Origin of the sequence: Pseudomonas sp. AP19 (assembly GCF_001728855.1) — a bacterium.
GTDB lineage: Bacteria > Pseudomonadota > Gammaproteobacteria > Pseudomonadales > Pseudomonadaceae > Aquipseudomonas > Aquipseudomonas fluorescens.
Genome location: NZ_LXJP01000001.1, coordinates 162,846 through 175,367, shown reverse-complemented (window position 1 = coordinate 175,367; position 12,522 = coordinate 162,846). Strand labels below are relative to the sequence as shown.

Genomic DNA, 12,522 nt, shown 5'->3' with positions numbered 1-12,522 from the left:
AAGCCCGCTCCCACATTGACCGCACTCGCAGCGCCCTTCTCTCGTTCTGCCCTTCCATCACGCAAATCAATCTTGCTATCCAGCCTCCATTCGCACACTTAGACTCTGGCCTATTCCCCTACAGGTAAGCCGCCATGTCCGAGACGCTGCTCAGTTCCCGCAATCTGGCTTTCGAGCTGTACGAAGTCCTCGATGCCGAGGGCCTGACTCAGCGCGAGCGGTTTGCCGAACACAACCGTGAAACCTTCGATGCCGCCATCAGCACCGCGCGCAGCATTGCCGAGAAGTTCTTCGCACCGCACAACCGCAAGAACGACGAAAACGAACCGCGCTATGAAGACGGCCAGGCGATCCTGATCCCGGAAGTGAAACCCGCCGTGGACGCGTTCCTCGAAGCCGGCTTTCTGAACGCCGCCCGCAGTTTCGAAGCCGGCGGCATGCAACTGCCGACCTTGCTGTCCCAGGCCTGTTTCGCGCACTTCCAGTCGGCCAACGCCGCTTCCACGTCCTACCCGTTCCTGACCATGGGCGCCGCCAACCTGATCGAAAGCTTCGGCACCGAGGAACAGAAACAGCGCTTCCTGCAACCGATGATCGACGGCCGTTTCTTCGGCACCATGGCGCTGACCGAACCGCATGCCGGCTCGTCGCTGTCGGATATTCGTACGCGCGCCGAGCCTGCTGCCGACGGCAGTTATCGGCTCAAGGGCAATAAGATTTTCATCTCCGGTGGCGATCATCCGCTGTCGGAAAACATCGTGCACATGGTGCTGGCCAAGTTGCCGGATGCACCGGCCGGGGTGAAGGGCATTTCGCTGTTTATCGTGCCCAAATTCCTGGTCAACGACGACGGCAGTCTGGGCCCACGCAACGACGTGCTGCTGGCCGGGCTGTTCCACAAGATGGGCTGGCGTGGCACCACGTCGACGGCACTTAACTTCGGCGATAACGGCAACTGTGTCGGCTATCTGGTGGGCAAACCCCATCAGGGCCTGAGCTGTATGTTCCAAATGATGAACGAGGCGCGCATCGGCGTCGGCATGGGCGCGGTGATGCTGGGTTACGCCGGCTATCTCTACTCGCTGGAGTACGCTCGCGAACGTCCGCAAGGGCGCCTGCCCGATAGCAAAGACCCGAGCACCGCGCCGGTCGCGATCATCCAGCACGCCGATATCAAGCGCATGCTGCTGACCCAAAAGGCTTACGTAGAAGGCGCCTTCGACCTGGGCCTGTATGCGGCGCGGCTGTTCGACGACACCACCACGCTGGCCAGCGATGCCGAGCGCAAGCACGCCCACGAATTGCTCGACTTGCTGACGCCCATCGTTAAATCCTGGCCGTCGGAGTTCTGCCTCAAGGCCAATGAACTGGCGATCCAGATTCTCGGCGGCCATGGCTACACCCGCGAATACCCGGTGGAGCAGTACTACCGCGACAACCGCCTGAACCCGATCCATGAGGGGACCCACGGCATCCAGTCGCTGGATTTGCTCGGGCGCAAACTCGCGCAAAACGGCGGTGCGGGGTTGAAACAGCTGATCCGCCTGATCGCCGACACCGGCGCGCGTGCTCAGAAACACGCATCACTGACGGCATTGCGAGAACCCCTGGAACACCTGGTGGCACGCCTGCAAAGCGTGACCATTGGCCTGCTGACCGATCTGGCCCAAGGCAAGGTCAACAGCAGCCTGGCGAATTCGGCGCTGTACTTGAAGGTATTCGGGCACACGGTGATTGGCTGGCGCTGGCTGGAGCAGGCAATTCGCGCCGAAGAAGGCTTGGCCAGGGGCAATGCGGCCGATGTCGCCTTCTATAAAGGCAAGCTCCAGGCCGCTCGGTACTTCCTGACCTGGGAAGTGCCGAGTTGCCATCATGAACTGACGATTCTGGAGGCACGCGATGACACGTGCCTGGGGATGCAGGATGAGTGGTTCTAAGGCGTTCCGATCGCCTTGGAAATCACGTCGACCGTGGCGCTGACTTGCTCTTGGTAACGGTCGAGTTCCTGCTGGTGGTGCTTTTGCATTTCGATCTGCTCGGCGCACAGGTTCAGTGCGGCCAGTACCAATAATTTGTCACCGATCAGGGTCGGGTACTTTTTCTTGGTGGTGGCCAGGGACGCCTTGAGCATGGTCACGGCGTGCATCAGGGTTTGATCCCCCCCATCCGGCGCCTTGATCGAGTAATCCTCTCCGAGAATCGAAACGACCTTTATCCCTTCATTCATGCGCCGACAGGCCCTGCGCTCACGCGCTCAACCAACGCCTGGATGCGAGCGGCGGTGGCGCCGTGCTTTTCTTCCTGCTCCATCAGGTTCAGTTGCAGGCTGTCGTTTTCATCCTTGGCGCGGGCCAGTTCCGCCTTGAGGGATTCGTTGCTGCCCAGTAGGTCCTGATTCTGCTGTACCAGGTCGCTGACCAGTTGTTCCAATTGGCTGAGGGATGCTTCTAACATTTTGATTTCTCGGGCATTTTCAAAGGGCGGTGACGATAAAGAAAATTCACCTCGGATGCCAGGGTTATCCCCGGCGCGCAGCCCGTTTTTTAAGGGCCGGGCCGCACTTTCGAGCCTTAGTGACTGCATTTACCCGATCTGGTTCCTGAATCCGCGCAACTGCTCGTCAGATGCGACAAAAGCGCACGCGGCCTTAAGACTTTAGTCGCATGGCCGATAGCTGATGCACACCCCGTCTCACGGCCGCACGGATCGCGCTTCTCCCCAGGATTCCAGCATGTCTCTTCGTAATATGAACATCGCGCCGAGGGCCTTTCTTGGCTTCGCGTTTATTGGCGCACTCATGTTGTTTCTCGGTGTGTTCGCCCTGAACCAAATGAGCAAGATTCGCGCAGCCACCGAAGACATCACGCTGTCGAGCGTGCCAAGCATTCGCGCCCTCGATGAGTTCACCCAACTGACCCTGCGCCTGCGGGTGTTGTCCTACCGCTTGCTGACCAACCGCGAGCCGGACGTGCAGCAAAAGACCCTGGAAGCGTTTGAACTGCGCAACCAGCAGATCCGCGCCGCTCAGGGCGCCTACGAAAAACTCATCGAAGGCAGCGAAGAGCGTGCCGCCTACGACGAATACGTGCGTTTGCTCAGCCAGTACCATCAGATCGAGGAGCGCATGAAGAGCTTGTCTCGCGCCAACCAGATCGACGAGCTGCGCACCTTGCTCAACACCGAGTTGCTGAGCAACGCCGAGCAGGTCAATTCGGTGTTGGCGCGCCTGCTGGACATCAACAACAAGATGGCCAACGCGACTAACCAGGAGGCCAAAGACCAGTACGACATGGCCTTCGACCTGGTGGTGGGCCTGCTGATTATTGCCACGGCGTTGACCCTGTTGTTCGCGTGGTTGCTGACCCGCAGCATCACCCTGCCAATCGCCCAGGCCCTGGAAGCCGCCGAGGAAGTGGCTGAAGGCAACCTGACGCGCCCGATCAACGTCGACGGCAACGACGAAGCCGGCCGCCTGCTGGCGGCCATGGCCAAGATGCAAGACAAGCTGCGCGACACCTTGCAACGCATCGCCGGTTCCGCCACCCAGCTTGCGTCGGCAGCGGAAGAGCTGAATGCCGTCACCGACGAAAGTGCGCGCGGCCTGACCCAGCAAAACAATGAAATCGAACAAGCCGCCACCGCCGTCAACGAGATGACCAGCGCCGTCGAAGAAGTCGCGCGCAATGCGGTGAGCACTTCCGAAGCGTCGCGCAATGCGACCACTTCCGCCGGTGACGGCCGTGATCTGGTGCAGGAAACTGTCAGCGCCATCGAGCGCATGAGCGGCGACGTGCAAGCCACGGCCACCTTGATTGGCGAGCTGGCGAATGAATCGCGGGATATCGGCAAGGTGCTGGACGTGATTCGCGGCCTGGCCGACCAGACCAACCTGCTGGCCCTGAACGCTGCCATTGAAGCCGCGCGTGCCGGTGAAGCCGGCCGCGGGTTTGCCGTCGTGGCAGATGAAGTGCGGGCTTTGGCCCATCGCACCCAGCAGTCCACCAGCGAGATCGAGCGGATGATCGGCAGCATTCAGGCCGGCACCGAGCATGCGGTGGATTCGATGCGTAACAGCACCGAGCGCGCGGAATCGACGTTGAATATCGCCAAAGGCGCCGGGATGTCGCTTGATACGATCAACACCGCGATTGTCGAGATCAACGAGCGCAACCTGGTCATCGCCAGTGCGGCGGAGGAGCAGGCGCAAGTGGCGCGGGAAGTGGACCGAAACCTGGTGAATATCCGTGATCTGTCGGTGCAGTCGGCGACCGGCGCCAGCCAGACGAGTGCCGCGAGCAGTGAGCTGTCGCGCTTGGCGGTGGATTTGAATGGGATGGTGGGACGCTTTCGCCTTTAACTGACACACCCAGGTCAACAATGTGCGAGCTGTGTTTAGTCGTGCTCGCGAGTGCTGAGTGCCCGTCAAGCTATCTGCCGGCTGACACACCGTATTCGCGAGCAAGCCCGCGCCCACATTTGGATCTGTTCGATTCAGAAAAAGCTTTTTGACAGCACCGCAATTCAACAGGTTAGAATCGCTGGCACGCAGACTGCATGGTCAGTTCGCGCCCGTCTTCCCCGTTCTGGAGTACTGCCTTTGAATGCGACGACCATCAACAGCCTGTTCTTGATCGGCGCGTTGCTGGTGGGTGCGAGCATTCTGGTCAGTTCTCTTTCCTCACGCCTGGGCATCCCGATTCTGGTGATCATCCTGGCGGTCGGCATGGCCGCCGGCGTCGACGGCGGCGGCATCATCTTCGATAACTACCCGACCGCCTACCTGGTGGGCAACCTCGCGCTGGCAGTGATCCTGCTCGACGGCGGCTTGCGCACACGGGTGGCGAGTTTCCGCGTGGCACTCTGGCCGGCTTTGTCGCTGGCCACGGTGGGGGTGTTGATTACCACCGGCCTCACCGGCATGGCCGCGGCCTGGCTGTTTGACCTGAATATCATTCAAGGCTTATTGATCGGCGCCATCGTCGGCTCGACGGACGCCGCGGCAGTGTTCTCGCTGCTGGGCGGCAAGGGCCTGAACGAACGGGTCAGCGCCAGCCTGGAAATCGAATCCGGCAGCAACGACCCGATGGCGGTGTTCCTCACCGTCACCCTGATCGACATGCTGGCCAGCGGCCAAACCGGCCTGCACTGGAGCCTGTTGGGCCACCTGATCCGTGAATTCGGCATCGGCGGTATCGTCGGCCTGGGCGGCGGCTGGCTGATGCTGCAAATGGTCAACCGCATCAACCTGGCCACCGGCCTGTACCCGATTCTGGTGATCGCCGGCGGCCTGGTGGTGTTTGCCTTGACCAACGCTCTGCATGGCAGCGGCTTCCTCGCCGTGTACCTGTGCGGCCTGGTGATCGGCAACCGCCCGGTGCGTAGCCGTCATGGCATTTTGCACATGCTCGACGGCATGGCCTGGCTGGCACAGATCGGCATGTTTTTGGTGCTGGGCCTGCTGGTCACACCTCATGATTTGCTGCCGATCGCCCTGCCGGCCCTGGGCCTGGCGCTGTGGATGATCCTGTTTGCGCGGCCGCTGTCGGTGATGGTCGGCCTGTTGCCGTTCAAAGCCTTCCACGATCGTGAAAAAGCCTTTATCGCCTGGGTCGGCCTGCGCGGCGCGGTGCCGATCATCCTCGCCGTGTTCCCGCTGATGGCCGGCCTGCCTCACGCGCAGCTGTACTTCAACCTGGCGTTCTTTATCGTGCTGGTGTCGTTGCTGGTGCAGGGCACAAGCCTGCCGTGGGTAGCCAAGCTGCTGAAAGTCACCGTACCGCCGGACCCTGCGCCGATTTCCCGCGCAGCCCTGGAAGTGCACGTCACCAGCGAGTGGGAGCTGTTCGTCTACCGCCTGGGCGCCGAGAAATGGTGCATCGGCGCGGCCCTGCGCGAACTGAAAATGCCCGAGGGCACCCGCATCGCGGCGCTGTTCCGCGGCCAGCAACTGCTCCACCCGTCGGGTAGTACGGTGCTGGAAGTCGACGATTTGCTCTGTGTGATTGGCCACGAACACAACCTTCCGGCGCTGGGCAAGCTGTTCAGCCAGGCACCGCAACGCGGCCTCGACCTGCGTTTCTTCGGCGATTTCGTGCTCGAAGGCGACGCCCAACTGGGCGCGGTCTCGGCGTTGTACGGCCTCAAACTGGACGGCATCGACCCGGATATGCCATTGAGCCGCTTCATCACCCAGAAAGTCGGCGGCGCGCCGGTCGTGGGCGACCAGGTGGAGTGGAACAACACCCTGTGGACCGTCGCGGTCATGGACGGGAACAAGATCGGAAAAGTCGGCGTCAAATTCCCCGAAGGAAGTCGTCCAGGCCCTGGACTCTTCCTCTAAACTGCGGGGCTATGGCGCCACGCCCCCACCTTCTTTACCTTGCTCGATCGGTATCCATGACAACTCTGCGCACCTTCATCGCCACTGCCCTGCTCGGCCTGACCCTTTGTGTCGGCAGCGTTTATGCCGCCGACCCGCCCAGCGCCGACGCCATCCAGCAAACGCTGGACAAGCTGCCCGACCGCAAGCTGCCCGACGCCGACATGAAGGCGCTGCAAACAATCCTGCAACAGACCCTGACCTACCTGGGCAACAAGCAGGATTACGAGCAGCGCCTCACCGACCTCAAGCGTCAGCTGGAAGCCGCTCCGCGTCAGACCACCGATAACCAGCGTGAGTTGGTGCGGCTCAAGGCCACCAAAATCATCCCGGTGGCCCAACGCTACGCCACCCTGCCGGTGCCGCAGCTCGAACAATTGCTGGTGCAGCGCAGCACCCAGCAAGGCGACCTGCAAAAAGAACTGGCCGACGCCAACAGCCTGACCATCGCCGCCCAAACCCGCCCCGAGCGCGCCCAGACTGAAATTAGCAGCAGCCAGACGCGCATCCAGCAGATCAACACGATCCTCAAGGCCGGCAAAGACAACGGCAAGTCACTCAGCGGCGACCAGCGCAACCAGTTGAACGCCGAACTCGCGGCCCTCAATGCCCTGATCCCGCTGCGTCGCCAGGAACTGGCCGGCAACAGCCAGCTGCAAGACCTGGGTAACAGCCAGCACGATCTGGTGGTGGAAAAAACCGCGCGCCTGGAACAAGAGATCCAGGACCTGCAAACCCTGATCAACCAGAAACGCCTGGCCCAGTCCCAGCAGACCGTTACCCAACAATCCATCGAAGCGCAGAAAGCCGGCGGCAGCAGCCTGTTGGCCACGGAGAGCGCAGCCAACCTGAAGCTCTCCGACTACCTGCTCAAAAGCACCGACCGCCTCAACGACCTGACCCAGAAAAACCTGCAGACCAAGCAGCAACTGGACACCGTGACCCAAAGCGACTCGGCGCTGGACGAGCAGATCAACGTGCTCAAGGGCAGCCTGCTGCTCTCCAAGATCCTCTATAAACAAAAGCAGGCGCTGCCACGCCTCACCGTGGATCGCAACCTGGCAGACGACATCGCCAACATTCGCCTGTACCAGTTCGAGGTCAACCAGCAGCGCGAGCTGATCAGCACCCCCAGCACGTATGTGGATAACCTGCTCGCCAATCAGCCACCCGACGACGTCACGCCGCAACTGCGACGCACCCTGCTGGAGTTGGCAATCACCCGCAGCGACCTGCTGGAGCGCCTGAGCCGTGAGCTGAGCGCGCTGCTGAACGAATCGATCACCCTGCAACTGAACCAGAAACAACTGCTCAGCACCGCCACTAACCTGCGTGCGACCCTCGACGAGCAGATGTTCTGGATCCCCAGCAACAAGCCGCTGGACACCGAGTGGCTGGAAACCGTACCGGACCACCTGAGCAAGCAAGTCACCACCCTGCCCTGGGCCTCCAGCGTCAGCGAACTGTATGACGGCCTGACCCAGCGCCCGCTGCTGTTCCTGCCATTACTGCTATTGATCGGCGCGCTGTTGTGGCGACGCAAAGCCTTGTACCAGCGCCTGAACAAGGTGCACCTGGACATCGGCCACTTCAAACGCGACAGCCAGTGGCACACGCCGCAGGCGATTCTGATCAATATCCTGCTGGCAATGCCGGTGTCCCTGGGCCTGGCGCTGTGCGGCTACGCCCTGCAGATTGACGCCCGTGGGCAAAACGCCAACCTGGGCGCTGCCTTGTTGCAGATCGCTCAGGCATGGCTGGTGTTTTATACCGCGTACCGGATACTCGCCCCAGGCGGCGTGGCAGAGCTGCACTTCCGCTGGGAACGGCCTCAGGTGCACTTTCTGCAAGGATGGGTACGCAAGCTCGGGCTGGTGGTACTGGCCCTGGTGGCGGTGGTGGCGATCGCCGAGCACCAGCCGGCCGCGCTGGCCGACGACGTGCTGGGCATCGGCGTGGTGCTGACCTGCTATGCGCTGATGGCCTGGCTGCTGGGCCGCCTGCTGCTGAACAGCCCGACCCACGAAAAAGCCTCGCTGTTTCGCAAAGCCGTAGGCTTGATGTTTACCGCCCTGCCCATCGCCCTGTTTATCGCCGTGTGCTTTGGCTACTACTACACCGCGCTCAAGCTCAGCGACCGTTTGATCAACACCTTGTACCTGCTGATGTTCTGGCTGGTCATCGAGGCCACCTTCGTACGCGGCCTGGGAGTGGCCGCACGGCGCCTGGCCTATGCGCGCGCCCTGGCCAAACGCCAGGCCGCCAAGGAAGCCGGTGACGGCGAAGCGGTGATAGAAGAACCGACCCTGGACATCGAGCAAGTCAACGAACAGTCCATGCGCCTGATTCGCCTGGCCCTGCTCGGCGGGTTTATCGCGGCACTGTATTGGGTGTGGAAAGACCTGATCACCGTGTTCTCCTACCTGGACAACGTCACGCTCTACGAATACACCAGCGGCACCGGCGCCAATATCAGCATGGTGCCGATCAGTATCGGCGACTTGCTCGGCGCGTCGATCATCATCGGCATCACCTTTGCCCTGGCGCGCAACCTGCCCGGCCTGCTTGAGGTGCTGGTGCTGTCCAAGCTGGATCTGGCCCAGGGCAGTGCCTACGCCACAACCACCTTGCTGTCGTATGTAATTGCCGGCGTCGGCTTCGTCTCCACGCTGTCCACCCTCGGCGTGAGCTGGGACAAATTGCAATGGCTGGTGGCAGCGCTGTCGGTGGGGTTGGGCTTCGGGATGCAGGAGATCTTCGCCAACTTTATCTCCGGCATCATGATCCTGTTCGAACGCCCGGTGCGCATCGGCGACACCATCACCATCGGCAACCTGTCGGGCACAGTCAGCAAGATCCGCATCCGTGCCACCACCATCACCGACTTCGACCGCAAAGACATCATTGTCCCGAACAAAACCTTCATCACCGGGCAATTGATCAACTGGTCGCTGACCGACACCATCACCCGCGTCACCCTGAAACTGGGCGTGGACTACGGTTCAGACCTGGACCTGGTGAAGGAACTGTTGCTCAAGGCCGCCAGGGAAAACCCACGCGTGCTGAAAGAGCCGGAACCCCATGTGTACTTCCTCAACTTCGGCGAAAGCACCCTCGACCACGAACTGCGCATGCACGTGCGCGACCTGGGTGACCGCAACCCAGTGATCGACGAGGTAAACCGCTTTATCAACCGTGAGTTCAAGCACCACCACATCAACATCTCGTTCCGCCAGATGGAGGTCTACTTGAAAAACCTCCACGGCCAGGAATACAAACTGGTGGAAGTCGACACCCCGGCCAAGCCCGCCAACGACGGCGGTGTGCAAGAGCCGCCGCCAAGCAAACTCGACTAACGCATCTATCCCCAGCAGAATGCTCGGACATTCTGCTGGAGATGGCCGGTGAAAGCCCTCGACGAACTGACCTTCGACAACCGCTTCGCACGCCTGGGCGACGCGTTCTCAACCCACGTACTGCCCGACCCCCTCGACGAGCCGCGCCTTGTGGTGGCGAGCAATGCCGCCATGGCACTGCTTGACCTCGACCCGGCGGTGGCCGAAACGCCGGTGTTCGCCGAGCTTTTCAGCGGGCACACGCTGTGGGCCGAAGCGGAACCACGGGCGATGGTCTATTCCGGGCATCAGTTTGGCGGCTACACCCCGCAACTGGGTGATGGCCGTGGGTTGTTGCTGGGTGAGGTGTACAACGAGGCTGGCGAGCATTGGGACTTGCACCTCAAAGGCGCGGGGATGACGCCTTACTCGCGCATGGGCGATGGTCGCGCGGTGCTGCGTTCTTCGATTCGTGAATTTCTCGCTTCCGAAGCCCTGCACGCGCTGGGCATCCCCAGCAGCCGCGCGTTGTGCGTGGTCGGCTCCAGCACCCCGGTGTGGCGCGAGACTCAGGAACGCGGCGCCATGGTGTTACGCCTGGCGCACAGCCATGTCCGCTTCGGGCATTTCGAATACTTCTACTACACCAAGAAGCCCGAACAGCAGGCAGCACTGGCCGAACACGTGTTGAACCTGCACTACCCCGAGTGCCGTGAACAGCCCGAGCCGTACCTGGCAATGTTCCGCGAAATCGTCGAACGCAATGCCGAAATGATCGCCAAATGGCAGGCCTATGGCTTCTGCCACGGCGTGATGAACACCGACAACATGTCGATCCTGGGCATCACCTTCGACTTCGGGCCATTTGCGTTTCTCGACGATTTTGACGCGCACTTCATCTGCAACCATTCCGATCATGAAGGGCGTTATTCCTTCAGCAACCAGGTGCCGATCGGGCAGTGGAACCTGAGTGCGCTGGCCCAGGCGCTCACGCCGTTCATCAGCGTTGACGCCTTGAAGGCAGCGTTGGGCCTGTACCTGCCGCTGTATCAGGCGCACTACCTGGACTTGATGCGCCGCCGGTTGGGGCTCACCACTGCCGAAGAAGATGACCAGAAGCTGGTGGAACGCTTGCTGAAACTGATGCAGAACAGCGGTGTGGACTACACGCTGTTCTTCCGGCGCCTGGGCGATGAGTCAGCGGCGTTGGCCGTGGCGCGGCTGCGTGATGACTTTGTCGATCTGGCCGGGTTCGATGCCTGGGCTGAGCTGTACAAAGCCCGTGTTGCCCGGGATGGGGAGTGCAGCGACGTGCAGCGCCGCGAGCGCATGCATGCGGTCAACCCGCTGTACATCCTGCGCAACTATCTGGCGCAGAACGCCATCGCCGCCGCCGAGTCAGGCGATTACAGCGAAGTCAGGCGGCTGCATGACGTGCTGAGCAAACCGTTCGACGAACAGCCGGGCATGGAGCAGTACGCCCAGCGGCCGCCGGATTGGGGCAAGCATTTGGAGATTAGTTGTTCGTCATAAAACCCCTGGATAAAGGTTTCCACTGACACCCCAAATCGGTCGGCCAGCAACACAGCACACGCTCCAACAGCCTGGGTACTGGGTTTCACATCAGCATCGGCAAACTGTGAGTGGATGAGACATCGCCTTCACAGCTTGATAAACCCTGGACTTGGCTCCAAATACATTCCATTGGCCATACCAAGGAGCCCACCATGTCCGAACCGCTTGTCATCCCCTGCCCGCATTGCAACGGCCTCAACCGCATCCCCGGCGAACGCCTGGGCGATGCGCCGAAATGTGGGCGGTGCAAGCAGCCGGTGTTGTTGAACACGCCTTTTGAGCTGAAACAAGGCGACTACGCCAGCCAGATCAAAGGCGACTTGCCGCTGCTGGTGGACGTGTGGGCCGAGTGGTGTGGGCCGTGTAAGTCTTTTGCGCCGGTGTTTGAACAGGCAGCCGCTCAGTTGGAAGGCACGTGTCGCTTGGCCAAGCTGGACAGCGAAGCCAATCAGCAGCTCTCGGCGCAGTTGGGGATTCGTTCGATACCCAGTTTGATTCTGTTCAAGAACGGTCGCGAAGTGGCGCGCCAGAGTGGGGCGTTTCCGTTGCCGCAGTTGATGAGCTGGTTGCGTAGCCAGGGCGTGTAATTCGGATTTCGCGAGCACCGCGCCCCATGTGGGAGGGGGCTTGCTCCCGATGGCAGTGGGTCAGTCAATGTATGCAGTGACGGGCACACCGCTATCGGGAGCAAGCCCCCTCCCACATTTTTGTCCGCGTTTACCTTGAGGCTACGGGGGATTCGCGGTCCATCATCTGGCCGACCAGCATTACGCCGAGCTCACTCAATTGATGGATGGCCAGGGCCACGTCGCGGTGTTCGCCAGTGAGGTTGTTGGACAGATTGAGCAATAGGGTGCGCACGGAAGAAAAGGTTTCGTAGCTGTTGAGCACGAGGGTTTCGGTGGGGAGGTTGGGGGTAATGCTGTAAAGATTACTAGTTTTCATCGTTATTCCCGGAGTGGGCCGTCCTTACCTCGCTACTAAACGAGGGTGGCAGCTGTGCGCAGGTTAGTAGACCGGGGAACAACGCAAAGCCGGCGCACCCGAAGATGCCCTACGCACAGCCACCATCAAACACAGACAAAAGTCTGCTAGATGAAGCTCGTGCACTTTACGCCGTTCTTCGGGCTACTAAACCCGACCGCTGAACATTCAGCGACCGAAGAACCTTAGAGACGCCCATCCAGACGCACAAGCCGGCGGATTCTGGCTTACCTGTAGGCAACGATACAA

9 protein-coding genes and 1 pseudogene are annotated in these 12,522 nt (G+C 61.0%); 7 read left to right on the top strand and 3 right to left on the bottom strand.

Features of this window, described 5'->3' with window-relative positions; all coding sequences use genetic code 11:
* Positions 1-134: 134 nt before the first annotated feature.
* The gene (locus A7D21_RS00795; RefSeq protein ID WP_069550864.1) at positions 135-1,937 is read left to right on the top strand and encodes an acyl-CoA dehydrogenase; all 1,803 of its coding nucleotides are present in this window, start codon (positions 135-137) and stop codon (positions 1,935-1,937) included.
* On the opposite strand, the gene A7D21_RS00790 is transcribed toward A7D21_RS00795, so the two are convergent.
* The gene (locus A7D21_RS00790) at positions 1,934-2,227 is read right to left on the bottom strand and encodes a cell division protein ZapA (RefSeq protein ID WP_053253988.1); all 294 of its coding nucleotides are present in this window, start codon (positions 2,225-2,227) and stop codon (positions 1,934-1,936) included. The two genes, A7D21_RS00795 and A7D21_RS00790, sit on opposite strands and share 4 nt — an antisense overlap.
* Complete coding sequence (locus A7D21_RS00785) at positions 2,224-2,454, bottom strand: hypothetical protein (protein ID WP_038844376.1); 231 nt, start codon at positions 2,452-2,454, stop codon at positions 2,224-2,226. Before A7D21_RS00785 ends, A7D21_RS00790 begins: the two co-directional genes overlap by 4 nt.
* A 223-nt stretch (positions 2,455-2,677) precedes the next feature.
* On the opposite strand from A7D21_RS00785, the pseudogene A7D21_RS36520 reads away from it, so the two are divergent.
* The 6 genes and pseudogenes from A7D21_RS36520 to trxC all read left to right on the top strand — a co-directional run.
* Positions 2,678-3,454, top strand: a pseudogene (locus A7D21_RS36520) (MCP four helix bundle domain-containing protein); the annotation flags it as partial.
* A gap of 30 nt (positions 3,455-3,484) precedes the next feature.
* On the top strand, positions 3,485-4,357 hold the full coding sequence (locus A7D21_RS36515) for a methyl-accepting chemotaxis protein (protein ID WP_371850830.1): 873 nt from the start codon (positions 3,485-3,487) through the stop codon (positions 4,355-4,357).
* Positions 4,358-4,597: 240 nt separating this feature from the next.
* Positions 4,598-6,340, top strand: a complete 1,743-nt coding sequence (locus tag A7D21_RS00775; protein WP_069550863.1) for a potassium/proton antiporter — start codon at positions 4,598-4,600, stop codon at positions 6,338-6,340.
* A 56-nt stretch (positions 6,341-6,396) separates the two neighbouring features.
* The gene (mscK, locus tag A7D21_RS00770; RefSeq protein ID WP_053253985.1) at positions 6,397-9,735 is read left to right on the top strand and encodes a mechanosensitive channel MscK; all 3,339 of its coding nucleotides are present in this window, start codon (positions 6,397-6,399) and stop codon (positions 9,733-9,735) included.
* A 48-nt stretch (positions 9,736-9,783) separates the two neighbouring features.
* Positions 9,784-11,247, top strand: coding sequence for a protein adenylyltransferase SelO (gene selO, locus A7D21_RS00765; protein WP_069550862.1), 1,464 nt, complete (start codon positions 9,784-9,786; stop codon positions 11,245-11,247).
* A 194-nt stretch (positions 11,248-11,441) separates the two neighbouring features.
* Entirely contained in the window at positions 11,442-11,876 is a 435-nt protein-coding gene (gene trxC / locus A7D21_RS00760; protein ID WP_069550861.1) for a thioredoxin TrxC, read from the top strand.
* 130 nt (positions 11,877-12,006) lie between these two features.
* Here the strand turns inward: trxC and A7D21_RS00755 are convergent, their stop codons facing one another.
* Positions 12,007-12,234 (bottom strand): DUF6124 family protein, encoded by a 228-nt coding sequence (locus A7D21_RS00755; protein ID WP_069550860.1) that lies wholly within the window; start codon positions 12,232-12,234, stop codon positions 12,007-12,009.
* Between the last annotated feature and the right edge of the window lie 288 nt (positions 12,235-12,522).

Bases quoted from the DNA above. Each gene is read 5' to 3' on its own strand.
- A7D21_RS00795 (WP_069550864.1), top strand. From the start codon at position 135: ATGTCCGAGACGCTGCTCAGTTCCCGCAATCTGGCTTTCGAGCTGTAC.
- A7D21_RS00790 (WP_053253988.1), bottom strand. From the start codon at position 2,227: ATGAATGAAGGGATAAAGGTCGTTTCGATTCTCGGAGAGGATTACTCG.
- A7D21_RS00785 (WP_038844376.1), bottom strand. From the start codon at position 2,454: ATGTTAGAAGCATCCCTCAGCCAATTGGAACAACTGGTCAGCGACCTG.
- A7D21_RS36515 (WP_371850830.1), top strand. From the start codon at position 3,485: ATGGCCAAGATGCAAGACAAGCTGCGCGACACCTTGCAACGCATCGCC.
- mscK (WP_053253985.1), top strand. From the start codon at position 6,397: ATGACAACTCTGCGCACCTTCATCGCCACTGCCCTGCTCGGCCTGACC.
- trxC (WP_069550861.1), top strand. From the start codon at position 11,442: ATGTCCGAACCGCTTGTCATCCCCTGCCCGCATTGCAACGGCCTCAAC.
- A7D21_RS00755 (WP_069550860.1), bottom strand. From the start codon at position 12,234: ATGAAAACTAGTAATCTTTACAGCATTACCCCCAACCTCCCCACCGAA.